Below are 24,585 nucleotides of genomic sequence, written 5' to 3'. Positions count from 1 at the left end.
GTCCCGCCGCCGCAGGCGGCGGTGCCGCTCAGTCGAACAGGAACGCGCCGCAGCCGCTGTAGCGTCGGCCGTCGACCTCCAGCCGCGCGCTGGCCTCGAAGGCCTCGCCGCTCATGCCGTCCTCGCAGGGCGTGCGGTCGATCACCAGGGTGACGCGTTCGCCGTCGGCGGTGATCCCGGTGTAGCCGAGCTCGTCGGGTTGCGCATGTTCGACCTCCAGGCTGCGCTCACCGTAGTCGAGCACGGCCTCGATCGTCGGTGCCTCGCCCATGCCGACCTCGACCCACCAGCCGGGCTCGTTGCCGGCGGCACGGAAACCGATCCCGCGGTCGGCCGCGTCGGTCCACGGCGACGGGGTGTCGCTCGGCGTGCATTCGATCTGCGGCTGACCGTCCAGGGTCAGCAGGGCACGGTCGCCCTCGCTGCGGAACTCGTTGCCGGCCTTGTCGGCATGTCGGGTGCCGGTGGCGGTGGCGGTCTGGGCGAGGACGAGACGGCGGCCGGAGAACGACAGCGTGGTATCGAGGGTGGCCGGGTCGAACGTGGTGTCCACGCGCAGTTCGCCGCATTGCCAGTGGCGACGGTTGACGGCGTCGCCGATACCGTCGGCCGGATGGATGGCGGGGGCGTCGGCGCTTTCCTGCGCCACCCGCCCGAGCGACAGCTCGACGGGCTCGTCGCGGCCGGGCGCGACCGCGTGGCGGACGTCTGCGACGAACAGCAACGCGCCCTCGGGGCCGTATAGGGCGGCATGCAGGCCGTACTGGCCGTTCGCGCGGATGGACGCAGGGTCGTAGTCGAGACTGAAGGCGATCGGCGGCGGACCGACGTCCTCGATCTCCGTCTCCGCCAGCACCGCCTCCGGGGCGGTTCCGTACAGGACGTCGATCAGCTGCACCTGCAGGCGCGAACCCGGCGGCGGTACGATCCGTTCGCGGTAGACCGCGGTGCCGCTGAGCCGGGCCCGGTCGGCGACGGGCGCGGATGCGGTGGAACCGCCGTCCGTCGACGACGGCGACGTGCCCGGCTGGCATCCTGCCAGCGCGATGCACAGCGCCAGGGTGGGCAGGGCGGATCGGACGAGACGGCGGAACGGTGGCATGAAGACTCCTGGGCAGGACTGCCCGGCAGGCCGGGCGCGCCAGTATCCGCGCCCTCGCGTGGTGACGGTGTTATCGCCGCTCACCATGCCGCTCCTGCGCCCCGGAACGAGCCGATCATTCAGCGCCGGCCGGCACCTTGCCGATCCGCATCACCGGGTACAGACCGTGGCGGTCGTCCCACGACGAATGACGGCGATAGAAGAAGTCCAGTCGCGCGCGCGGATCGCCGGCGAAGGCCTCGTCCTCGCGCAACCTGCGCTCGAATTCGGCCCGGACCGCCGGGTCGCGGGCGAGCATCTCGCGCGCGACTTCCTCGGCGACGTAGTCCTCCATGTACTCCTTGCGCTCGAACGCGTTGTTGAATTCGCCCCAGGCCGCCAGCGCGTCCGGCGCGCGCGGCTCCAGCAGCGCCATCGCCAGGCGGATGCCGGGCTGTGCCGACGGCACGAACAACGCGCCGGCACGGACGTCGCGGGTCCCGGGCGACCACTCGCCGTCGATGTCGACGCGCTGGCGGCCTTCCAGCGGCTGCGCGGCGAACGCGGTGGCGGTGGCGCGGAATACCTCGACAGGAGTGTGCTGCAACGGCCGGGCGAGCCGCGTGTAGCGCAGTCCGTGCACGTCGAGCAGGGGCGCGACCGTCTCGGCATGTTCGACAGGCACGATGTAGCCGCCGGTGGGAACGGTCTCGGTCTTGTCGGGCACGATCTGGTCGCGCAGCGGTACCTTCCAGACCTGCGGCGTGCTCTCGTCGTAGCGGGTCATCAGCGCACCGGAGACCTCCGACGGCGTCCGGCTGTAGGCGTAGCCGCGGAAGTCGATCGCGCGCACCTGCTCGGTGGCCTTGTAGTCGAGCGGCACCTCGGTGCCGGTCAGCCGGGTCGCGCGCGCATCGGCCGCATGCGCGACCGCCTGCCAGTCGCGGCCGTGCGTGGCCAGCAGCTGCAGCGAAGCGATGATCGTGTTGTAGGTCGCGCGGACGCGCTCGGGATAGGTCCGCCAGGAGTGGGTCTCGACCAGCATCCCCAGGCGGTTGCGCAGCAGCGTATAGCCGTGGGAGAAGCGCGGTGGGGCGACGCCGTCGGTGAATCCCGAGGCCGGGTTGTCGTATTCGACGAACGACGGATAGAACGGCAGCGGCAACGAGCCCTGTTCGGCCAGCCGCCCGATCACGCCGTCGCGGAAGGCGAAGCCGGCCTCGCGCAGGGCCATGTCGCCCGCGTGCACGGGCTCGACCATGATCGAGATGTCGTGCTCGAACTTCGCGCCATCGGTGACGTGCAGGTCGATGTAGGCCAGCGGGTCCCATTCCCTGTACAGCGCCAGCATTGCCCGCATCTCCGGCGTATCGGCCTTGGCATAGTCGCGGTTGAGGTTGTAGTTCTGCGCGGTGGTGCGCCAGCCCATCTCCTCCGGGCCGCGCTGGTTGGGGCGGTTCCAGGCCTTGAAGCGCTCGTGGCCGTCGACGTTGAACACCGGCACGAACAACAGCACCTGCCGCTCGAGAACGCCGGGTGCGACTTCGCCGTCGAGAAGCTCGCGCAGCGCCAGGAAGCCGGCGTCCTTGCCGTCGATCTCGCCGGCATGGATGCCGCCCTGGATCAGGGTCACCGGCAGGCCCTGCGCGCGCGCTTCGGCCGCAGTGAACGCGCCGGTCGGCGAGACCACCAGCAGCTTCATCGGCCGGCCCTCGGGCGTGGTGCCGAAGGTCCGGCAGCGCACCGCGTCCGGGTAGCGGGCGGCAAAGGCGTCGCACAGCGCGATCACTTCGTCGTAGCGCCCGGTCTTCACGAAACCGCTGCGCTCGGCGACCGTGGTCAGCGAGGTGTCGGAAGCCGCCTCGACAGTCGGGGAAAGGGCGGACAATGCCAGGACGAGGACGGCGGGCAGAGTGCGGATCATCATCGGGCGGGCCTTGTGAAGGAGCGCCGTATGGTAGCGGAGGGATGCCGCGACGCCAGGGCGCGTACAGGCGTCTGCCGACAGCAGGTGTCAGCAGTGTGGGTTGTTGCAGTGCACGATCCGTCGATGCGGAAGCAGCGGCCCGCCCATGAGCGTGGGTTCAGGTTGATTCACGACGGAGCGCAGTTCCGGACATCCCTCGACAAGCCGGTCTGAGGTAGGCTTGCCCCTTCGTGCCAGTCCCCGGAACCACTTGATGTCGACCCCCGCCGCGACCGCCAATGCCGGGCAGATGCCCCGGCAGATTCCCTACATCATCGGCAACGAGGCCTGCGAGCGGTTCAGTTTCTACGGGATGCGCAACATCCTGGTGCCGTTCCTGGTCAGCAGCATCCTGCTGGCCTACCTGCCGGAGGCGGACCGCGAGGGCGCGGCCAAGGACGTCTTCCACACCTTCGTCATCGGCGTGTACTTCTTCCCGCTGCTGGGCGGCTGGCTGTCGGACCGCTTCTTCGGCAAGTACAACACGGTGCTGTGGCTGTCGCTGGTGTACTGCGCCGGCCATGCGTGCCTGGCGCTGTTCGAGGACAACCGCACCGGCTTCTACACCGGCCTGTTCCTGATCGCGCTGGGGTCGGGCGGGATCAAACCGCTGGTCTCGGCCTTCGTCGGCGACCAGTTCGACCAGAGCAACAAGTCGTTGGCGAAGGTCGTCTACGACGCGTTCTACTGGACGATCAACTTCGGCAGCTTCTTCGCGTCGCTGCTGATGCCGATCTTCCTGCGCAACTACGGGCCGAGCGTGGCGTTCGGCATCCCCGGCATCCTGATGTTCATCGCCACGGTGATCTTCTGGGCCGGGCGCCGCAAGTACGTGCACGTGCCGCCGTCGCCGCCGGACCCGGATTCCTTCCTCAACGTGGTGCGCAGCGCACTGTTCGGGCCGGCGCCGGGGAAGGGCGCGGGCACCCTGATCGCGATCGCGGGCGTGGTGCTGGCGGTCGCATCGCTGGCGCTGATCCCGTCGCTGGGCTTCGTCAAGGCGGTGCTGGTCGGCCTGGGACTGCTGATCGCGCTGGTCGGGACCGGCGCGTCGATGCAGCTGGAGCGTGCGGGCGGCCGGCATCCGGCGCACGCGGTCGAGGGCGTGCGTGCGGTGCTGCGGATCCTGATCGTGTTCGCCCTGGTCACGCCGTTCTGGTCGCTGTTCGACCAGAAGGCCTCGACCTGGGTGCTGCAGGGCCAGACCATGCACATCCCGCACGAGCTGTGGTGGTGGCCGAGCTGGTTGGTGGTCAGCGCCGCGCAGATGCAGGCGCTGAACCCGATCATGGTGATGGCGCTGATTCCGTTCAACAACCTGGTGCTGTATCCGCTGCTGCGCCGCGTCGGCTTCGAGCCGACCGCGCTGCGGCGGATGGGCTTCGGCATCGCGTTCTCGGGCGTGGCCTGGATCGTGGCCGGGCTGATCCAGCTGTGGATCGACGGTGGCGACACGGTGTCGCTGGCGTGGCAGATCCTGCCGTATTTGTTGTTGACCTTCGGCGAGGTGCTGGTCTCGGCGACCGGGCTGGAGTTCGCCTACAGCCAGGCGCCGCGTTCGATGAAGGGCACGATCATGAGCTTCTGGCTGCTGTCGGTGTCCTACGGCAACCTGTGGGTGCTGATGACCAATGCGGCGGTGCGCAACGAGGCGGTGACCGCGCAGATCGCCAGCACCGGCCTGAGCGAGAACGCGTTCCTGACCTTCTTCTTCGCGGCGTTCGCGTTCGTGGCGGCGATCCTGTTCGCGCTGTACGCCCGCCGCTATCCGATGCAGGACCATTACCGCACGGCGTGACCGGCCAGCGCAGGTGTCCCCTCGCCACGGCGAGGGGAATGGACGAGAACATGCGAGAGAACCGATGCCGACCCTGATACTGATCGCGATCACCGTGCTGGTGACCTGGCAGGCGTTCGAGAAGCCGCGGCTGCTCGAGCGGCTGATCCTCTGGCCGCCGGCGATCGAGCGCAAGCGCCAGTACGACCGCCTGGTCACCCATGGCTTCATCCATGCGGACTGGCAGCACCTGCTGTTCAACATGATCACGCTGTTCTTCTTCGGCCGCGCGATCGAACCGTTCTTCCTGCCGCGGATCGGCTACGCCGGCTTCGTGCTGTTCTACGTGTCGGCGATCGTGGTCGCGATCCTGCCGACCTGGCTGCGCCATCGCCATGATCCGCACTATCGCAGCCTGGGCGCGTCCGGTGCGGTATCGGCGGTGCTGTTCGCCTACATCCTGCTGGCGCCGTGGTCGTTGATCTTCGTGTTCTTCCTGCCGGTGCCGGCGATCGTCTACGCGGTGGCGTACGTGGCGTATTCGTTCTGGATGGACCGCAACGGCGGCGACAACATCAACCACAGCGCGCACCTGTCCGGCGCGATCTACGGTGTGCTGTTCATGCTGTTCATGGAGCCGCAGGTCGGCCAGCACTTCCTGCGTCAGCTGGCCAGCCCGTCGTTCATGTAGGGCCGCCGTGCGGGTAGGGCCGCCGTGCGGGCGGTGCCCGGGTGCCGCTCAGGCGGCGAGCAGGTGGTCCTCGCGGACCATCTCGTCCGTCGGCTGGCCGTAGGAGCGGGCGAAGCGCTCGTACACCTCGGTGTCGATCACGTCGAATTCGTCGCCGGCCGCGCCGCTGCGCACCAGCGTGAACAGACGGTCGATCAGGACCGAGTCGCTGGCGGACTGGATCAAAGCGATCTGGTTGCTGGTCATTGCCCTGTCTCCCCTTGACGCTTACCCGGGGTTTCGCATGTTTCGTGCCAATAGTGATCACGTCCAGGCGGTCGTGATCCGGTCAAAAATGTGACGCAATACGTCAATGCTGGCCACGAGTCGGGTCGATCCGAGCTGAAACGCAGCCAAATCCCCGACCCGCGGGCTCACCGGCAGGGAAGGCCGGCCGTGTTAATAGTTGGAGGCGGTCGGCCCGGCCGCGCTACCGTCAATGTCGTCCTCTGGAGTCCCTGCATGACCGAACAGACCCCCGCCACCGCGCCGACGATCCACCATGACGCCGACGTCCACCGCTTCGCCACGGTGGTCGATGACACGAGGGCGTACCTGGACTACCGCCTGGATGGCCGGGTCCTGGTGGTCACCCATACCTGGGTGCCGGAAGCGATCGGCGGCCGTGGAGTCGCCGGTCACCTGGTGCGCGCGGCGTTCGAGTATGCGCGGCAGGCGCAACTGGCGGTGAGGACGCAGTGCTCCTATGCCGAGGCATGGGTGAAGCGGCATCCGGAATACCAGGCGCTGCTGGCCTGACGGGGCCGGGGGGCGGACGCGGGCACGGCTTGCGGACGACGGCGGTCCGATGATTCCGTGATGGTTGCATCACGTCGATCCCGGTAACTTGATGGCATTGCATCCCGGGATGGAGCCTATGCGTCGCGTCGTCGTTCCTGTCTTGATCCTTTCCACCGCTGCCGTCCTTGCCGCCTGTGACCGCGGCAATCCGCCCGCCACCAGCCCGGACGCCGGTCCGGCAAGCACCGGGGCGACGGCGGGATCGTCCCCGCAGTCCGTCCCGCCCGAACCGGTGGAACTGAAGGACGTGTCCGAGGTCACCTCCGACTACGTCATCGGAATCACCTATCCGCCTTCGGCGATGAAGTACCCCGGGCTGGCGGCCGAACTCAAGCACTATGCCGACGATGCCCGCGAGGACCTGATGCAGGCGGTCGCGGCGCGCGCGGACGGGGAGACGGCCGCGCCGTACGACCTGTCGCTGACCTTCACCCAGGTCGCCGCCACTCCGGAATTGTTCGCGATCGCCGCCGACGGCAGCAGCTACACCGGCGGCGCCCACAGCTCGCCGCTGCTGGCGCGCTTCGTCTGGCTGCCTGGAGAGCAGCGGCGGTTGCGGATCACCGACCTCTTTCCCGAGGACGGAGACGGATGGCCGGTGATCTCGACGCAGGTCAGGGAGTCCCTGCACACCGCGCTGTCGCAGCGCCTGGACGCCGACGAGCTGGCGCCGGGCGAGCGCGAGCGGATGCTGCGCGACGCCAGCCGGATGATCGAGGACGGCACCGGTCCGGAACCCGACAACTACAGCGAGTTCGAACCGGTCATCGGCCGCGACGGGCGCATCGCCGCGATCCGTTTCGTGTTCCCGCCCTACCAGGTGGGGCCGTACTCGGACGGCGAGCAGTCCGTGCAGGTGCCGGCGTCGGTGCTGCGTGCGCATGTCGCCGAGAAGTACCGGGAGCTGTTCGCTGCCGAGTGAGGTAGGCAAATGGGCGCCGGGCGGGGGTCCGACCGTCCGCGCCCCGAAACGCAAAGGACGCGCGTTTTCCGACAACCTGGCAGGGAGTGCCCGAACTGCCGCAGCGCGATGGTGCCATGACCGGAACGCATTCTCCGATCAAGCGCAGGGTGGAAGGCCTGCTGGCCGAGGCCGGCGTGCGCGTCGATGGCGAGGGCCCGTGCGATCCGCGGATCCACGACGAGCGCTTCCATGCGCGGGTACTCGCGCAGGGCTCGCTGGGGCTCGGCGAATCGTACATGGACGGCTGGTGGGACGTCGCCTCGCTGGACGGCTTCCTGGCGCGGCTGATGCAGGCCCGGCTCGATCAGCGGGTGAGCGGCTGGCAGGCCGCCCTCGACCGGCTGCGCGGACGCTGGTTCAACCTGCAGACCCGGCGCCGCAGCCGTGAGGTCGGACGCCGCCATTATGACCTGGGCAACGACCTGTACCGGGCGATGCTCGGCCGCCGGCTGGTCTACAGCTGCGGCTACTGGCGCGACGCGGCCGACCTGGACGCTGCCCAGGAGGCCAAGCTCGACCTGGCCTGCCGCAAGCTCGGGCTGGCGCCGGGCATGCGCGTGCTCGACATCGGCTGCGGCTGGGGCGAACTGCTGAGGTTTGCCGCCAGGCGCCACGGTGTGGAAGGCGTCGGCATCACCATCTCACAGGAGCAGGCCACGTTCGCGCGGGAGCTGTGCGACGGGTTGCCGGTCGAGATCCGTCTGCAGGACTACCGCGACGTGGACGAGCGTTTCGACCGGGTCGTCTCGATCGGCATGTTCGAGCACGTCGGCCACGCCAACTACGCGACCTTCATGGACGTGGTGCGGCGTTGCCTGCCGGACGACGGCCTGTGCCTGCTGCACACGATCGGCAGCAACCTCAGCCATCGCGCGACCGATCCGTGGATCGCGCGCTACATCTTCCCGAACTCGATGCTGCCGTCGCCGGCGCAGATCGCGACCGCGGTCGAGGGACGGTTCGTCATCGAGGACTGGCACAACTTCGGCACCGACTACGACCTGACCCTGCAGGCCTGGCGGCGCAACGTCGAACAGGCGTGGGATTCGCTGCCGCCGCGTTACGACGAGCGCTTCCGGCGGATGTGGCGGTTCTACCTGGCCGGTTCGATGGCGACCTTCCGGACCCGCCGCGCCCAGCTCTGGCAGCTGGTGCTGTCGCCGCAAGGCGTGGCGGGCGGTTACGTCGCTCCGCGCTGAGCGGCGCATCGTGGCCCGGGTCACAGGGTCACCACGGCTACGCATGACGGTCATCGGACCGCAATCCGCGCGGGCGAGGCTGGGCGCGTCGGCTGTCAGGGGGAGTCGGCGACCCGACCCCTGCCGCGTCCGCGGCCCGCCATTGGAGGCACCCCGTGAACCCATCTGTCGAAGCGCCACTCCGGATCCGTCCGCGCCGAAGCCTGCCCGCACGGGCGGCGTCCGCGGTGGCATCCTTCGTGCTCTACTCGATCACCGCCTGTTCGCTGGCCGTCGGCTCGCCGCCGGCCCGTGCCGATGAAGCCCGCATGTCAGACCTCCCCGCCGCAGAGAGCACGAATGCCCGAACGGCGGGGCGCCATCATCGTCCTGCCGGCAACGGCGGACTGATCGTGATCGCGCACCGGGGCGCCAGCGGCTACCGGCCCGAGCACACCCTGGAGGCCTACCGGCTGGCGATCCGCCAAGGTGCGGACTTCATCGAACCCGATCTGGTCGCGACCCGGGACGGTGTGCTGATCGCCCGTCACGAGAACGAGATTTCCGGCACCACCGATGTCGCCGAGCGCCCGGAGTTCGCCGACCGCCGCACCACCAAGATCGTCGACGGCCAGCCGCTGACCGGCTGGTTCACCGAGGATTTCACCCTGGCGGAGATCAGGACGCTGCGGGCGAAGGAGCGGATCCCCGGCGTGCGTCCCGGCAACGCCCGCCATGACGGCCGCTATGCGATTCCGACCTTTGCCGAGGTGCTGCAGCTGATCAAGCGCGAGAGCCGCGGCCACCGCCGGATCGGCGTCTATCCGGAGACCAAGCATCCGACCTACTTCGCCCATGAAGGGCGCCACCTGGACGGTACGCCGATCAGCGTGTCGCTGGGCGCGAAGCTGATCGAGACGCTGGTCGCCGAGGGGTTCACCGATCCGGAGCGCGTGTTCATCCAGAGCTTCGAGTTCGAGAACCTGATCGAGCTGGAGAAGGCGATCATGCCGGCGGCCGGCGTCGACCTGCCGCTGGTCCAGCTCTACGACGACCTGCACGACGCGGTGCCCTACGACGTCCGCTACAACGTTGCCCAGGGTCGTGACCTGGTCGCGCTGTACGGCGGATTGAACACCGTGGTCGAAGGCGGCCTGGGGGCCAACACCCGCTACGGCGCGTTCGCCACCGAGCCGGTGCTGGCCTGGATGAAGGCGAACTACGCTTCCGGCGTGGGGCCATGGAAGGGCAACCTGCTGCCGCGCCTGCCGCTGGAGCCGCCGGTCGATGCCGATGGCGACGGCAACGCCGAGGTGGCGGCGCGCAGCACCGGACTCGTGCACCCGATGCTGGCGCACGCGCTCGGGCAGGGCCTGCTGGTGCATCCGTACACCCTGCGTGCCGAAGAGCGCTTCCTCGCGCGGTCGGCGAACGGCCAGGTACAGTCGGTGATGGCCGAGGCGCTGCAGCTGTACGGCCTCGGCGCCAATGGTTTCTTCATCGATCAGCCCGATCTGGGCGTGATGGCGCGGGACCTGTTTCTGGACCTGAACCGCATCGAGCTCGACCGCGCGGTGCCGCCACCGCATCGGGGTCGCTGAGCGCCGCTCGGACGGCGGCGCCCGCCACGGCAGGAAGGATAGCCCCAAGGAAGGCGCGGGGCGGTGATGCGGCACGGAAGTCGCGTCACCGCCGGGCGGGCGATGCCGGCGCGAGGCAGGTGGAAGGCGGGCACGGAAGCGGACGGGTCAGCGCTCCATCTGCGCCACCGCAGCCGGCAGTACCGTGCTCGCGTCCGCTTCCAGCTTCAGCGTCGCCAGCGGATCGGCGCGGTTGACGCCGTGGGTCAGGATCGCCAACGGCAGGCCGTGCCCGCGCGCGAGACGGGCGAAGCGGTAGCCCGAGTAGACCATCAGCGAGGAGCCCACGACCAGCATCGCGTCGGCGCGGGCGAGCGCGGCATGGGCGGCATCGACGCGGGCACGCGGAACGTTCTCGCCGAAGAACACCACGTCGGGCTTGATCAGGCCGCCGCAGGCATCGCAGTCCGGAACCCGGTAGTGGCTGAAGTCCCGCCCTTCGAGGTCGGCGTCGCCGTCCGGCGCCGAGCCCGCGTCCAGTCCTGTCCATTCGGGATTGGCCGTCTCCAGCATCGTCTGGATCCCGGCTCGTGGCATCCGCAGGCCACAGCCGAGGCAGACCGTCATGTCGATGCGTCCATGCAGGTCGATCACGTCCCGGCTGCCGGCACGTTCGTGCAGGCCATCGACGTTCTGGGTCACCAGTCGCTCGATCCGCTCCAGGGCCTGCAGGCGGGTCAAGGCGAGATGGGCCGGGTTCGGCCCTGCGGCGGCGACGCGTGGCCAGCCGACCTGGCTGCGCGCCCAGTAGCGCGCCCGCGCCAGGGGATCGCCGCTGAAGGCCTGCCAGGTGATCGGCGCGCTGCGTTTCCAGTTGCCGTCGCTGCCACGGTAGTCGGGGATGCCCGATGCAGTGCTGCAGCCGGCGCCGGTAAGCACGAACACGTGCCGGTACCGTCGCAGCCAGTCGGCCAGGGCATCACAGGCATCCACGGCATCGACGGGCAGGGCGGCGGTCATGCGGGGAACGCCAGCAGTCGTCGCAGCCGAGCGGGGCGCGTTCATTCGGTCGCGGCTTCGCGGCGCAGCCATGCGCAGAACGCGTCCAGTGCCGGGTGTGCGGCGGCATCGCGCGGACGCACCAGCCAGAACGCGTAGGCGTTGCCGGCGACGTGATCGAACGGACGCAGCAAGCGACCGCCCTGCAGGTCCTCCTCGACAAGCGGCGCCAGTCCCAGGGCGACGCCATGACCGGCAATCGCGGCCTCCTGGGCGAGATAGATGCTGGCGAAGACGGGGCCCGGACGCGGGTTCACCCGCGTCGCACCGCTGCCGGCCAGCCATGCCGGCCAGTCGGGTATGCCATGGCGACGGGCGGGGCTGTCGTCGTGCAGCAGAGTGTGATGGCGCAGGTCGTCGGGCGTGGTCAGCGGGTGTTCGCGGTCGCCGGCCAGCGACGGCGCGCAGACCGGGAACGCCGGCGCTTCCAGCAGGCGTTCGGCCTGGACGCCCGGGTAGTTCCCGGGGCCGTAGCGGATCGCGACGTCGACGCCGTCGCGGGCGAAGTCGACGTGGTCGTCGCCGGTCTCGATCCGCACCCTGAGTTCGGGAAAGTCGTGGTGGAACCGGTGCAGCCGTGGCGCCAGCCACTTGGCTGCGAACGATTCCATCGTGCTGACCCGCAGGTCGGTATGGGCGGCGGCGGTGGCGCGATCCAGGGCCAGGTCGAGTCGCGCAAACACCTCGCCCAGGGACGTGGCCAGCGCTTCGCCCTCGGCGGTCAGCTCGACCGCGCGATGGCCACGATGGAACAGCTTGACGCCGAGATGGGCCTCCAGCCGCTTGACCTGCTGGCTGACCGCGGCGGGGGTCACGAACAGGCGGCCCGCGGCGGTCTGGAAGCTGAGGCAGCGCGCGGCAGTCTCGAAGGCCCTGAGCGCGTTGAGCGGAGCGGGGTGGCGGGGTTTCACGGTCGCCTCGGCGCGGCTGCGATCGCGCATCCTATCAAGTTATTTTTTCTAACGTGAAAGCGGGCAATTGTCGTTTGTCGCGCCTGTGGGCGCTGGCAATGATGGCGTCATCGCATTTCATGAGGTGCTCGCGATGAACAATGAAACACTTCGCTACGAGACGTTGGCGCCCGACGTGCTGATGTTCGTCGGCCGCGACCATCAGTCGGTCGCCACCGCCTTCCTCGATGGCGACGATGCGTTGCTGGTCGACTCGCTGGGCAGCATCGAGGACGCCCGCAGCCTGCAGCGGGTCCTGTGCGGGGAGATGGGCAGGACTGTGCGCGCGGTCGCCGCCACCCACTTCATGAGCGACCACATCGCCGGCATGTGCCTGTTTCCGGATGCGTTGACGATCGCGCATCGGCACTACCGGCACACCTTCCTGTCGCAGAACCGGAGGGTCGACGGGTTCTATCGCGATCCGCAACTGCTGTTCGACACCGGGATGAGCCTGCGCTGGGGGCGGCATCGGCTGCGCTTCGTGCACAACCCGGGCAAGACCATGGACCATGTCTGCGTGGACGTCCCCGACGCCGATCTGGTCTGCGTCGGCGATGCCATCGTCGGCAACATCGTCTACCTGTCGCGGGCCGATCCGGAGCTGATCCGCAATGCGATCGGACGGATCCGCCAGTTCGGCCGCGGCCGTGTGGTCGGAGGCCATGTCGGTCAGTTCCCGGCGGCCGTGCTCGACAACGCGATCCACTATCTGGACCGCTTGCGCGAGCGGGTGATGCTGATCCGCACCGGCACCACCCGGGTGCCGATCGCGGAGCGGATCGCGGCGATCCCGATCGACGACTGCCTGGCGCCCTCAGTTGAAGCGACCGCCTTCGAGCGCCAGTGGCACCGGCACAACCTGGAGGTGATCCTCGCGCAGTCGATCTTCGAGCTCGATGCCGCGGTCACGGAGGTGGCGGCATGAACGGCGATGGTGGAAGCGGTCGCGGTCCGTCGCTGCGGCGCCGGCAGCTGCTGGCCGGCACGGCCGGTCTGCTGGCGCTGAACCTGCTGCCGGGCGGATACGCCCGTGCCGCGACCGCGAGCGACGGTTTGCGGGTGCAGCGGCTGGCCTGGGCCGGTATCCGCCTGCAGTTGCCGCAGGCGAGCCTGCTGATCGATCCACTGGCCAGTACCGATGCCTGGGGCGACAGGCTCGCCGACCCGCTTGTTCCGGTCGGCGCGATCGAGGGCAATGCCTATGTCCTGGTCACGCACGCGCATGGCGACCATTTCGACGCCACCGCGGTGGCCGACGCGCTGGGCGGAGGCGGGGTGCTGCTGCATCCGGCGGGCAGCAATCCACGTCCTCTGCCCGAGGCCGCGCGGGCGTGGCCGGCCCAGGCGTGGGAGCCGCAACTGCTGGGCGACTTCACCGCCACCGCGGTGCCGGCATCGGACGGCTACGGGGATCCGCAGGTGTCCTGGGTGGTGTCGGCCGGCGGGCGCCGCATCTTCCACGGCGGCGACACCCTGTGGCACGGCCACTGGTGGCGCATCGGTCGCCAGTACGGTCCCTTCGACGCTGCCTTCCTGCCGGTCAATGGCGCACGCTTTGGCTGGCGCAAGCCGGTCAGCGGACAGCCGGGGGTGCTGACTCCGGAGCAGGCGGTGGCGGCGGCGACCATCATCGGTGCGCGGCGACTGGTGCCGATCCATTACGGGGTGAGCGGGATGGAGGAATATGTCGAGGTCGGGGATCCGATCGGCCGTCTGCGCGAAGCCGCACGCGGCACCCCGGTGACGGTGCTGCCGCAGGACCCCGGCACGTGGCTGGACTGGGAGGCGGCTGCGGACTCGGCGGCCTGATCACCCTGGCGGGCGGAACGGCAACGAAAAACGCCACCCGGACCGCTCCGGGTGGCGTCGTGGCCGACGGCCTGGTTGTGACTACGCCGGCTTTACTCGCCGGACGTGGCCACGCCGGTGGTGGCGCTCAGGCCGCGCTTCTCCAGCAGCGGCTCGATCTTCGGATCGTGGCCGGCGAAGTCGCGGAACAGCTTCATCGCGTCCTGGCTGCCGCCCTGCGAGAGCAGGGTCTCGCGGAAGTGGTCGCCGTTGGCCCGGGTCAGCCCGCCATTGTCCTTGAACCACTGCACGCTGTTGGCATCCAGCACCTCGGACCAGATGTAGGCGTAGTAGCCGGCCGAGTAGCCGCCCATGATGTGGCTGAAGTACGGGGTCTTGTAGCGCGGCGGCACCGGCCGGTAGTCGATGCCGTCGGCGGCCAGCGCATCGGCCTCGAACTTCATCACCGCGGCGGCGTCCGGCACCTGGCCGGCGCCGATCTGGTGCCAGCGCTGATCGAGCATGGCCGCGCCGAGATACTCGGTGGTGGCGAAGCCCTGGTTGAACTTGGACGCGGCGATCACCTTGTCCAGCAGCTCCTGCGGCATCGGCGCGCCGGTCTCGTGGTGCTTGGCGTAGTTGGCGAGGATCTCCGGCCAGTCGGCCCACATCTCGTTGACCTGGGACGGGTACTCGACGAAGTCGCGCGGGACGCTGGTGCCGCTGAAGAACGGATACTTCACGTCGGAGAACATGCCGTGCAGGGCGTGGCCGAATTCGTGGAAGGTGGTGGTCACCTCGTCCCAGGTCATCAGCGTCGGCTCGCCGGCCGGTGGCTTGGGAATGTTGAGGTGGTTGGCGACCACCGGCTTGTCCCCGGTCAGCCCGGACTGCGAGACGTAGGAGTTCATCCACGCACCGCCGCGCTTGGAGTCGCGCGCGTAGGGGTCGAAGATGAAGATCGCCAGCTGCGAGCCATCCTCGTTGAAGACGTCGTAGACCCAGGTGTCGGGGTGGTACTTCGGCAGGTCGGTGCGCTCCTCGAACTTCAGGCCGTAGAGGCGGCCGGCGGCGTAGAACACGCCGTTCTCGAGCACGTTCTTCATCTCGAAGTAAGGCTTGAGCTGCGACTCGTCGAAGTTGTACTTCTCCGCGCGCACCTTCTCGGTGTAGAACGCCCAGTCCCACGGTTCCAGCTTGAAGGTCGGCTCGCCCTTGGCGGCCTGTTCCTTGTCGATCATCGCCTGCAGGTCGGCGGCCTCGAGCCTGGCGTTGGCGACCGCGGCCGGAGCCAGCTGGCGGAGCATCGCGTTCACCGCTTCGGGGGTCTGGGCGGTCTGGTCCTCCAGCCCGTAGGCGGCGTGGTTCGGATAGCCGAGCAGGTTCGCGCGCTCGGCGCGCAGCTTCATCACCTTGGAGATGATCTCGCGGTTGTCGAATTCGCCGCCGCGGCTGCCGCGCGCGACCGAGGCCTCGTGGATGCGCCGGCGCAGCCCACGGTTGGTCAGCTGCGATTCCGGCGGCTGGCCGGTGGTGTTGAGCAGGGTGATCACGTACTTGCCGTCCATCCCGCGCTCCTTGGCGATGCGCGCGGCGGTGGCGATCTGGGCCTCCGTCAGCCCGTCGAGTTCGGCGACGTCGTCGACGACCACCGCCGAGGCGTTGACCTCCTTGAGCACGTTGTCGCTGAACTTGGTGCCCAGTGCCGCCAGTTCGGCGTTCATCTCCTTCAGCCGGGCCTTGTCGGCCTCGCTGAGCTTGGCGCCGGCGCGGACGAAATTGGTGTGGTAGCGCTCGATCAGGCGCACGCCCTCGGCGTCCAGCCCCAGCTCGTTGCGCTTTTCGTAGAGCGCGTCGACGCGCTCGAACAGCTTGCCGTTCAATGCCACCGCGTCCTGGTGCGCGGCGAACTTCGTCGCGTAATCGCTGCGCAGCTTGTTGCGGGTGTCGTTGGTGTCGGTTCCGGTCAGGTTGAAGAACACGGTGAGCGCGCGGTCCAGCACCTGGCCGCTCTTCTCCATCGCGATGATGGTGTTGTCGAAGGTCGGCGCCTCCGGGTTGCCGGCGATCGCCTCGATCTCCTTGAGGTGTTCCGCCATGCCGTAGTCGAACGCCGGCGCGAAGTCGCTGTCCTTGATCCTGTCGAACTGAGGGTAGTGCAGCGGCAGCGGGCTTTCGTGCAGGAACGGGTTGGAGGCGAGGGCAGGGGACACGGCGGTGGCACCATCGGCAGACTGGGCATGGGACGGGACGGCGACTGCGCCCAGGGCCAAGGCCAGGGCCAACGCAAGCGGGTGTTTCATCAGGCGGACCTCGTCATAAGGAATCCCGAAGCCTAACGGATGGGGCGCCAGGCGGCCCCTGACGAAAGCCATGTTCCGGGCCTGTCTGCCTTGCCGGTGTCGCAGCCGGATCCCGCCTGCGGGGGTATTGGCCCTCTTGGGTCGGGCTCAATCGGGACTTCATTGGCCTGCTCCAGCGCGTTGGGATGGATCCTGCGCACGCGGCCTGACCCCGCGTCGCCGACGGTCGGACCGGCGGCGGGAACATGAGCGAGCCGAAGCGCGGAGTTGAAGCCTGTTTTGCCGATTTTCCCGGTTTTTATCGCGAACCTGCACGAAGAATGCGCAATCCATCCAGGCGGAGGCGTTCGATGATCACCCCTATGAACACGTCATGGCCGGGGCGCGGATGGATGCTGGCCGCCTGCCTGCTGGTACCGGGCATGGCCGCGGCCGAGGCGGCGGCCGGGGCCGCGACCGCCTGCGATGTGGGCAGCGAGCCGAAGCTGACACCCCTGGTCGAGCTGTACACGTCCGAGGGATGCAGCGACTGTCCGCCCGCGGACGACTGGCTGTCGACGCTGGCGCGAGAGGAAGACCCGGCGCGGATCTCGCTGCTGGCGTTCCATGTCGACTACTGGGACGAGATCGGCTGGATCGACCGCTTCGCCGATCCCGCCTACAGCCAGCGCCAGCGCGTACGGGTCAAGCTCGACGAGGGGCGCACCGTCTACACCCCCCAGGTGATGGTCGGCGACAAGACGATGCTCGACTGGCGCGACGATCGCCGTGCACGCGCAGTACTGCGCGGCGCGCGCGAAACGACGGCGCCGGTGTCGTTGCTGATGCGGGTCGTGGTCGAGGACTCGCGGCTGCGGGTCGGGGTCAAGGCCGAGCCCGCCGCCGGTGCCACGGCACCGGGCGATGGTCCCACGGGCGACGGCATGCTGTGGCTGGCGCTGTACCAGGATGGCCTGAGCACCGAAGTGCGGGCAGGCGAGAACGACGGGCTGACCCTGCACCACGACCGCGTGGTGCGGGCGCTGAAGGGGCCATGGGCGGTCGGGCACGCGCCGGTGATCGGCGAGACCTCGATCGAACTCCCGGAAGGCGCCGACCCGCGTCGTCTGGGGCTGGTCCTGTTCGCCGAGTCGACCCGGGACGGTTCGGCCTGGCAGTCGCTCAACATGCCGCTGGCCGACTGTATCCAGTAGCGGTCCCGGCCCGGCCGTACGAACCGTGTCGGCGATCACGCCGCTGCGGTGGCGTGGCGGACGTCACGCGCCGCGGTGGGTGGCTTCACTTGTCCGCGCCTGCCACCATGCGGCATGGTGCGCGAGCGGGCAGTCCCGTGCCCGCGACGCATCGGGTCCATGCGGCAGCCGGGGCGCCCCCTCCGCTCCGTTGCGTCGCCGCCGCGATCTTCCGATTCCGCCCGGACAGGGACCGGGCACCCGACCGGAGTCCCCGTGATGCCCCTCAACCGACATGTCGACATCGCCAGGTCCGCGTGCCGGCACTGGCGCCGCACCGGCAGCGTTCTGCTTGCCGCCACTTTGCTGAGCGCCCTGGCGGCGACGGCGCACGCCGCCGAGACACTGCGCTACGTCGCCCTCGTCGACGGCGGCAAGCAGGCCGGCCGGCAGGTGGTGACCCGTCATGACGACGGCACGGTCGAGGTCGAGTTCGTGTTCAAGGACAACGGACGCGGTCCCGAGCTGAAGGAGCGCTTCAGCCTTGCCGACGACGGTACCTTCCGGGAGTACGAGGTCACCGGGGCTTCGACCTTCGGGGCGCCGGTGGAAGAGCGCTTCAGCCGCGTCGACGGCATCGCGCGCTGGAAGTCGACCTCGGACGAGGGCGAGCAGCCGGTCGCCGGCACTGCGCAGTACTCGCCGCTGGGGGGCACGCCGGAGTCGTTCTCGGTCGCGCTGACCGCACTGGCGCAACGCCCGGATGGCAAGCTTCCACTGATCCCGGGCGGCACCCTGACCATGCGCCAGGTCGAGACGGCCGATGTATCGGGGCCGCAGGGGACGCAGCAGGTCCAGTTGCTGGCGCTGACCGGCGTCGGCCTGACCCCGACCTTCGTCTGGGCGACCACCGGCGAGGCACCGCGGATGTTCGCCTTCATCCTGCCGGGCTGGCTGCAACTGATCGAGGACGGCTGGCAGGGCAGCGCCGACACTCTGGAGGCGCGGCAGAAGGCGGCCGAGGGCAAGGTGCTGGCGGGCCTGCGGCAGCGGCTTGCGCATCCGGTCGCCGGGACCCTGCTGATCCGCAACGCCCGCGTCTTCGACAGCGAGCACGGTCGCCTGAGCGGGCCCCGCGACGTCATGGTCCGCGACGGCCGCATCGCGTCGGTCAGCGACGCGGGCAGCGAACTGGCCGCGGCCGACCAGGTGCTCGATGCGGATGGACGCGTGCTGCTGCCCGGGCTGTTCGACAGCCACGGCCATGTCGGCCGCTGGGACGGCGGCCTCAATCTGGCCTCGGGTGTCACCACCGTGCGCGACATGGGCAACGATAACGCGACCCTGCAGCAACTGATCCGCGACGCCGAGGCCGGAAAGTTGATGATGCCGCGGATCGTCGCCGCAGGCTTCCTGGAGGGCGAGAGCGACTTCTCCGCGCGCAACGGTTTCGTCGTCAGCGACCTGGCCGGGGCGAAGGAGGCGATCGACTGGTATGCGGCCAACGGCTACCCGCAGCTGAAGATCTACAACTCGTTCCCGAAGGCGATCCTGGAAGACACCGTCGCCTATGCCCACGAGAAGGGACTGCGGGTCAGCGGGCACGTGCCGGCCTTCCTGCGCGCGCAGGACGTGATCGACGCCGGCTACGACGAGGTCCAGCACATCAACCAGCTGCTGCTGAACTTCTTCGTCGACGAGACCACCGATACCCGTACCCTGGCGCGCTTCTACCTGGTCGCCGACAAGACCGCCGGGCTCGACCTCGACGGTGCGCCGGTGCGCGATTTCATCGCCAGTCTGGTCGAGAACGAGGTGGTGATCGACCCGACGCTGGCGACCTTCGAGTTCCTGCACCAGCGCGACGGCGAGATGTCGCCGATCGTCGCCGACGTCGCCGACCACCTGCCGCCGGACATCCAGCGCGGCCGTCGCGCCGCCGAGATGGACATTCCCGACGACGCCACCGCCGAACGCTACGACCGCAGCTTCGCCAAGCTGGTCGAGTTCGTCGGTCGCGCGCATGCGGCCGGCGTGCCGGTGGTCGCCGGCACCGACGAGATGGTCGGCTTCACCCTGCAGCGCGAATTGGCGCTGTACGTGCAGGCCGGCATGACCCCGGCCGAGGCGTTGCAGACCGCGACCTGGAACGCGGCCAAGTACGCGCGGGTCCTCGACGACCGCGGTTCGATCGCGGTCGGCAAGCGCGCCGATCTGGTGTTGTTCGACGGCGACCCGACCGCGGACATCGCCGACATCCGCAAGGTCGCCTTCGTGCTGCAGGGCGACCGCGCCTACTACCCGAGCGAGATCCACGAGGCACTGGGCATCCGGCCGTTCGTCGCGCCGGTGCGGCTGCAGGCCAGCGGCCGCTGAGCGCGCCGGGCAGCCGGCTCGCCTCCGTTGCCTGGGCGCAGGAGCAGCGTAAGCCGCGATCCGGCCTTCCCGAATAGCCCCATCGCGGTTTGCGCCGCTCCCATGGCCGCTCCTGTGGGGGCGGACACGGTTGGGGAGGGTGGGGCGTACGCCCGAGTACGTGCTCTTTAACGATGTTGTAACATCCGCCTGCCACGCGATCCGCCGAGGCGCGCAGCCCCGCGCCCGGGCCGTCAGGGGACGGTCCAGACCGACCCGGTCCATGCCGGTCACGGAAGCCGTACCGATGCCAGGAAGGCGGCATGACCGGCTGTCCAGCAATGCAAGCCACGGCCCCCGTCCTCGACGGCCGCACGTCCGTGTACGTCCATTCGTTCCGACAGTTCGTCCAGACAGCCCTTCCCGACAGCCCCTTTGCCGAGAATCCACATGACCGCCAAGCACGTCCTCGCCCGCCACGCCCTGGCCGCCGCCATCACCGCCACGCTCGCGATGGGCCTCGCGCCTGCCGCCTTCGCGCAGGAGGCGGGGGCCGACGACACCGTCGCCGACAGCGAGGCCAAGACCCTCGACACCCTGATGGTGACCGCACAGCGCAAGGTCGAGAACGCACAGGAAGTGCCGATGTCGATCACCGCGATCAACGCCGAGAGCCTCGACGTGCTCGGCTCCAGCGGCGGCGACGTGCGCGTGCTGTCCGGTCGCGTGCCGAGCCTGAACATCGAGTCCTCGTTCGGCCGCGCGTTCCCGCGCTTCTACATCCGCGGCTACGGCAACACCGACTTCCGCCTCAACACCTCGCAGCCGGTGTCGCTGGTCTACGACGACGTGGTCCAGGAGAACCCGATCCTGAAGGGCTTCCCGATCTTCGACACGGCCCAGGTCGAGGTGCTGCGCGGGCCGCAGGGTTCGCTGTTCGGCCGCAACAGCCCGGCCGGCGTGGTCAAGTTCGACTCGGTGCGCCCGTCGCAGGAGTTCAGCGGCTACGGCAAGCTGGGCTACGGCAGCGACGACATGATCAACTTCGAGGGCGCGGTCGGCGGCGGCCTGTCGGATCGCTGGTCGGCCCGCGCCTCGGCGATGTTCCAGCGCCGCGACGACTGGGTCGAGAACACCTATCCGGGCCCGAACGACGGCTTCGAGGGCTACGACGAGTCCGCCGCGCGCGTGCAGTTCCTGTACGAGGGTGACGGTTTCGAGGCGTTGCTCAACGCCCATGCGCGCCATCTCAATGGCACCGCGCGGCTGTTCCGCGCCAACATCTTCAAGCCCGGCAGCAACGACCTGGTCGACGGCTTCGACGAGGACAAGGTTTCGCTGGACGGCTTCAACCACTCCGAGCTCGACAGCCGCGGCGCCAGCGCCCGCCTGCGCTGGGAGCTGGGCAGCTACACCCTGCATTCGATCACCGGCTACGAGTCGGTCGAGACCTACAGCCGCGGCGACATCGATGGCGGCTTCGGCGCGGTGTTCCTGCCGGACTCGGGCCCCGGCGTGATTCCGTTCGCTTCCGAGACCGCCGACGGCATTCCGGACCATTCGCAGTGGACCCAGGAGTTCCGGATCGAGTCGAACACCGGCACCGCGTTCGACTGGCAGGCCGGCCTGTTCTACTTCAGGGAGGACTACGACGTCGAAAGCTTCAGCTACGACTCGCTCGCCGGCGGTGCGCAGGACGGTTACGAGCGCGTCAACCAGACCAACGACTCCTGGGCGGTGTTCGGCGCCGCGACCTGGCAGGCGACCGACAGGGTCGAGCTGCGCGCCGGCGCACGCTACACCTGGGATGAGAAGGAGCTGAACGTCGAGGAGTACTGGAACACCGGCTTCGTGCCATGCGTGCTGAACGGCCTGTGCACCCTCGAAGACCTGGCCGCGGCCGAGCCCGATGGCGATCTGTCGGCCGCGCCGGAAGACAAGAAGTTCAGCTGGGATCTGTCGGGCACCTACGCGATCAGCGACGATGTGAACGTGTACGCCCGCGTCGCCACCGGCTACCGCGGCAGCAGCATCCAGGCTGCCGGTGCGTTCAACGCCAAGTCGGTCGCCGAGCCGGAGACCTCGACCGCGTTCGACATCGGCATCAAGGCCGACCTGTGGGACCGCCGCGCGCGCCTGAATGCCAGCGTTTTCTGGTACGAGGTCAAGGACCAGCAGCTGACCGCGGTCGGCGGCTCGGCCAACGCCAACATCCTGCTCAACGCCGAGAAGAGCGTCGGCCGCGGCTTCGAGGTCGATTTCCAGGCCTGGCTGAGCGACAACCTGATCGTGACCCTGGGCAGCAGCTACAACGACACCGAGATCAAGGACGACGACCTGGCGGTGTCGGTCTGCGCCGCCTGTACCGTGACCGACCCGATCGACGGCAACGGCAAGGCGCTGATCGACGGCAACCCGCTGCCGCAGGCGCCGGAGTGGACCCACAACCTGACCGCGCGCTGGGGCATGCCGCTCGACAACGGCGGCGAGTTCTACGTGTTCACCGACTGGTCGTACCGCAGCGAGGTCAACTTCTTCCTCTACGAGTCGGAGGAGTTCACCGGCAAGTCGCTGGTCGAGGGCGGCCTCCGGGTCGGCTACAACTGGGGCTACGGCAGGTACGACGTCGCCCTGTTCGGCCGCAACATCCTCGACGAGGTGCAGGCGGTCGGCGGCATCGACTTCAACAACCTGACCGGCTTCATCAACGAGCCGCGAGTGGTCGGCGTGGAGTTCAAGGCCTCGTTCTGAGGCCCGTTGCCAGCGGCCGTGGCGGCCGGATAGCGACAATGCCGGGCATGTCCCGGCGTTGTCGTTTGTGGGGGGCGATCGTGGTGGAGCGATCGCGCTGTCCGCGACCGGCGGCGCGGTCGCGGCATTGCCGGAACGGCTATGCTGCGGGACGACCCCATCGACTCAAGGACACGGTCATGACCACCGCCTACGATTTCTCCGCCACCGGCATCGACGGCCAACAGGTCGCGCTCGACGACTACCGCGGCAAGGTGCTGCTGGTCGTCAACGTCGCCTCCAAGTGCGGCTTCACCCCGCAGTACGAGGGACTGGAAGCGCTGTGGCGCAGGTACGCCGAGCGCGGGCTGGTGGTGCTCGGCTTCCCTTGCGACCAGTTCGGCCACCAGGAACCGGGCGACGAGGCCGAAATCAGGAACTTCTGCTCGCTGAACTACGACGTGACCTTCCCGATGTTCGCCAAGGTCGACGTCAACGGTGATGCCGCGCACCCCCTGTGGAAGTGGCTCAAGGACGAGAAAGGCGGCTTCCTCGGCATCGACGCGATCAAGTGGAACTTCAGCAAGTTCCTGGTCGGTCGCGATGGCCGCGTGCTCAAGCGTTACGCGCCGACCGAGAAGCCCGAGGCGCTGACCGACGACATCGAGGCGGCACTGGGCTGAGCGGGGTCCTGCCGGCGGCCGTGGCCGCCGTTTGCCGTCGTCGGATCGGCGTCACCGCACGATCGTCACCGGCACCTTGCCCTGAGCGACCACCTTGCTGGAAACCGAACCCAGCAGCAGGCCCTTGACCGCACCGCGGCCGTGCGACCCCATGACGATCAGGTCGCTGCGCTCCTTGCCGGCGACGTCCAGGATCGTGGTCGCGGCATCGCCGATCTCGGCACGCTCATGGACATCGAGCCCGCTACGGTCAAGCGCCTTGCGCGCGTCGGCCAGCATCTGCTCGTGATCCTCGGCGTGGTGCCGGCTGACCGCGGCCGAGCCGATCTTGCGCTCGACGCCGGGGAACAGCGGCGGACTGACCGCCAGCACGGTGATGCTGGCCGGCTTGCCCAATTGCTTGGCCAGCCTGATCGCGAAGCGTACGGCGCGCGTGCTGATGGGGCTGCCGTCGACCGGAACCAGGATCTTCATCGTCGTCTCTCCAGCGGGGCGGATCCAATGGGATTGGAACAGTGGAACGGAGACATTCTACGTGGCCGGAGCGGATCGGAGCGTCCGGCCGTGATGGTCGTCGGCGTTCCGACGCGCGCGCCTACTTCTCGACGAACGCGCGCTCGAACACGTACTGGCCAGGCGTGCCGATCCGCGGCGCGGCGGTGAAGCCGCGGCCGTCGAGCAGGGCGCGGAAGTCGGCCAGCATCGCCGGGCTGCCGCAGACCATCGCCCGATCGTGTTCCGCGTCCAGCGGCTCGATTCCCAGGTGCTTCATCATCTGGCCGCTGGCCATCAGGTCGGTCATCCGGCCGCGGTGGTCGTGGCTCTGGAACTCGAACGGCTCACGGGTCACCGCCGGGTAGTAGTGCAGCTTCCGGCTGATGATCTCGCCGAGGAACTCGTGCCGAGGCAGTTCGTTGAGGATGTAGTTGCGGTAGGCCAGATCCTTGGCCTCGCGTACGCCGTGACACAGGACCACCCGCTCGAAGCGCTCGTAGGTTTCCGGGTCCTTGACGATCGACAGCCACGGCGCGAAACCGGTGCCGGTGCCCAGCAGGTACAGGTTGCGTCCCGGGTGCAGGTCGCTGATCAGCAGGGTGCCGGTCGGCTTGCGGCCCACCAGCAGGGTGTCGCCCGGCCTGATGTGCTGCAGGCGCGAGGTCAGCGGACCGTTGGGCACCTTGATGCTGAAGAACTCCAGTTGCTCTTCCCAGTTCGCGCTGGCGATCGAGTACGCGCGCAGCAGCGGTTTGCCGTCGACCTCGAGGCCGATCATCACGAACTGGCCGTTGTCGAAACGGAAGCCGTCGTCGCGGGTGGTGGTGAAGCTGAAGTAGTCGTCCGTCCAGTGACGGACGTCCAGCACGGTCTCGGTGCCGAAGGCTGCGGACATGAGGAGCGGGGGGATTGAATCGAAACGGCGATTTTACGTGAATGCCGCGGTCGACGCTGTACCCCCGCTGTCGGC

At 68.8% G+C, this 24,585-nt stretch carries 20 protein-coding genes; 12 read left to right on the top strand and 8 right to left on the bottom strand.

Going from position 1 to position 24,585, the window contains the following annotated elements; all coding sequences use genetic code 11:
- Positions 1 to 28: 28 nt before the first annotated feature.
- Positions 29 to 1,102, bottom strand: coding sequence for a YbaY family lipoprotein (locus tag L3V18_RS02405; protein ID WP_237052997.1), 1,074 nt, complete (start codon positions 1,100 to 1,102; stop codon positions 29 to 31).
- Positions 1,103 to 1,217: 115 nt separating this feature from the next.
- Entirely contained in the window at positions 1,218 to 3,005 is a 1,788-nt protein-coding gene (locus tag L3V18_RS02400) for a M14 family metallopeptidase (RefSeq protein ID WP_425493468.1), read from the bottom strand.
- A gap of 256 nt (positions 3,006 to 3,261) precedes the next feature.
- Here L3V18_RS02400 and L3V18_RS02395 point away from each other — a divergent pair, with 256 nt between their 5' ends.
- On the top strand, positions 3,262 to 4,845 hold the full coding sequence (locus L3V18_RS02395) for a POT-type proton-dependent oligopeptide transporter (RefSeq protein WP_237052995.1): 1,584 nt from the start codon (positions 3,262 to 3,264) through the stop codon (positions 4,843 to 4,845).
- 64 nt (positions 4,846 to 4,909) lie between these two features.
- On the top strand, positions 4,910 to 5,515 hold the full coding sequence (locus L3V18_RS02390; protein WP_237052994.1) for a rhomboid family intramembrane serine protease: 606 nt from the start codon (positions 4,910 to 4,912) through the stop codon (positions 5,513 to 5,515).
- A gap of 48 nt (positions 5,516 to 5,563) precedes the next feature.
- On the opposite strand, the gene L3V18_RS02385 is transcribed toward L3V18_RS02390, so the two are convergent.
- Positions 5,564 to 5,761 carry a hypothetical protein gene (locus L3V18_RS02385; RefSeq protein ID WP_237052993.1) on the bottom strand — a complete coding sequence of 66 codons (198 nt, stop codon included), beginning with the start codon at positions 5,759 to 5,761 and terminating at the stop codon, positions 5,564 to 5,566.
- A gap of 255 nt (positions 5,762 to 6,016) precedes the next feature.
- On the opposite strand from L3V18_RS02385, the gene L3V18_RS02380 reads away from it, so the two are divergent.
- From L3V18_RS02380 to L3V18_RS02365, 4 genes are all read left to right on the top strand, one after another.
- Positions 6,017 to 6,313, top strand: coding sequence for a GNAT family N-acetyltransferase (locus L3V18_RS02380; RefSeq protein ID WP_237052992.1), 297 nt, complete (start codon positions 6,017 to 6,019; stop codon positions 6,311 to 6,313).
- Between the two features lie 274 nt (positions 6,314 to 6,587).
- Positions 6,588 to 7,277: a DUF3298 domain-containing protein gene (locus L3V18_RS02375; protein WP_237052991.1), complete on the top strand. Its 690-nt coding sequence runs from the start codon at positions 6,588 to 6,590 to the stop codon at positions 7,275 to 7,277.
- 116 nt (positions 7,278 to 7,393) lie between these two features.
- Positions 7,394 to 8,518, top strand: a complete 1,125-nt coding sequence (cfa, locus tag L3V18_RS02370; RefSeq protein ID WP_237052990.1) for a cyclopropane fatty acyl phospholipid synthase — start codon at positions 7,394 to 7,396, stop codon at positions 8,516 to 8,518.
- Between the two features lie 308 nt (positions 8,519 to 8,826).
- Entirely contained in the window at positions 8,827 to 10,098 is a 1,272-nt protein-coding gene (locus L3V18_RS02365; protein ID WP_237052989.1) for a glycerophosphodiester phosphodiesterase family protein, read from the top strand.
- 147 nt (positions 10,099 to 10,245) lie between these two features.
- Here L3V18_RS02365 and L3V18_RS02360 read toward each other — a convergent pair whose 3' ends face one another.
- Together L3V18_RS02360 and gcvA are read right to left on the bottom strand one after the other, a co-directional pair.
- Entirely contained in the window at positions 10,246 to 11,097 is an 852-nt protein-coding gene (locus tag L3V18_RS02360; protein ID WP_237052988.1) for an NAD-dependent protein deacetylase, read from the bottom strand.
- A gap of 41 nt (positions 11,098 to 11,138) precedes the next feature.
- On the bottom strand, positions 11,139 to 12,077 hold the full coding sequence (gene gcvA / locus L3V18_RS02355) for a transcriptional regulator GcvA (RefSeq protein WP_237052987.1): 939 nt from the start codon (positions 12,075 to 12,077) through the stop codon (positions 11,139 to 11,141).
- A 103-nt stretch (positions 12,078 to 12,180) separates the two neighbouring features.
- Here gcvA and L3V18_RS02350 point away from each other — a divergent pair, with 103 nt between their 5' ends.
- Together L3V18_RS02350 and L3V18_RS02345 are read left to right on the top strand one after the other, a co-directional pair.
- Positions 12,181 to 13,014: an MBL fold metallo-hydrolase gene (locus L3V18_RS02350; protein WP_237052986.1), complete on the top strand. Its 834-nt coding sequence runs from the start codon at positions 12,181 to 12,183 to the stop codon at positions 13,012 to 13,014.
- Entirely contained in the window at positions 13,011 to 13,898 is an 888-nt protein-coding gene (locus tag L3V18_RS02345; protein WP_237052985.1) for an MBL fold metallo-hydrolase, read from the top strand. Before L3V18_RS02350 ends, L3V18_RS02345 begins: the two co-directional genes overlap by 4 nt.
- A gap of 92 nt (positions 13,899 to 13,990) precedes the next feature.
- On the opposite strand, the gene L3V18_RS02340 is transcribed toward L3V18_RS02345, so the two are convergent.
- Positions 13,991 to 16,180 (bottom strand): M3 family metallopeptidase, encoded by a 2,190-nt coding sequence (locus L3V18_RS02340; protein WP_237052984.1) that lies wholly within the window; start codon positions 16,178 to 16,180, stop codon positions 13,991 to 13,993.
- A gap of 350 nt (positions 16,181 to 16,530) precedes the next feature.
- On the opposite strand from L3V18_RS02340, the gene L3V18_RS02335 reads away from it, so the two are divergent.
- From L3V18_RS02335 to L3V18_RS02320, 4 genes are all read left to right on the top strand, one after another.
- Positions 16,531 to 17,373, top strand: a complete 843-nt coding sequence (locus tag L3V18_RS02335; protein ID WP_237052983.1) for a DUF1223 domain-containing protein — start codon at positions 16,531 to 16,533, stop codon at positions 17,371 to 17,373.
- Between the two features lie 258 nt (positions 17,374 to 17,631).
- Positions 17,632 to 19,728, top strand: coding sequence for an amidohydrolase family protein (locus L3V18_RS02330; RefSeq protein ID WP_237052982.1), 2,097 nt, complete (start codon positions 17,632 to 17,634; stop codon positions 19,726 to 19,728).
- Between the two features lie 429 nt (positions 19,729 to 20,157).
- Positions 20,158 to 22,458, top strand: coding sequence for a TonB-dependent receptor (locus L3V18_RS02325; RefSeq protein ID WP_237052981.1), 2,301 nt, complete (start codon positions 20,158 to 20,160; stop codon positions 22,456 to 22,458).
- Positions 22,459 to 22,637: 179 nt separating this feature from the next.
- The gene (locus tag L3V18_RS02320) at positions 22,638 to 23,120 is read left to right on the top strand and encodes a glutathione peroxidase (protein ID WP_237052980.1); all 483 of its coding nucleotides are present in this window, start codon (positions 22,638 to 22,640) and stop codon (positions 23,118 to 23,120) included.
- Between the two features lie 51 nt (positions 23,121 to 23,171).
- Here the strand turns inward: L3V18_RS02320 and L3V18_RS02315 are convergent, their stop codons facing one another.
- Positions 23,172 to 23,594 (bottom strand): universal stress protein, encoded by a 423-nt coding sequence (locus L3V18_RS02315; protein ID WP_237052979.1) that lies wholly within the window; start codon positions 23,592 to 23,594, stop codon positions 23,172 to 23,174.
- 121 nt (positions 23,595 to 23,715) lie between these two features.
- Positions 23,716 to 24,510 (bottom strand): ferredoxin--NADP reductase, encoded by a 795-nt coding sequence (locus L3V18_RS02310; protein WP_237052978.1) that lies wholly within the window; start codon positions 24,508 to 24,510, stop codon positions 23,716 to 23,718.
- Positions 24,511 to 24,585 lie beyond the last annotated feature (75 nt).

This window comes from Marilutibacter chinensis (assembly GCF_021725675.1).
Classification (GTDB): domain Bacteria; phylum Pseudomonadota; class Gammaproteobacteria; order Xanthomonadales; family Xanthomonadaceae; genus Marilutibacter; species Marilutibacter chinensis.
This window is presented reverse-complemented; position numbering and strand designations above follow the sequence as displayed.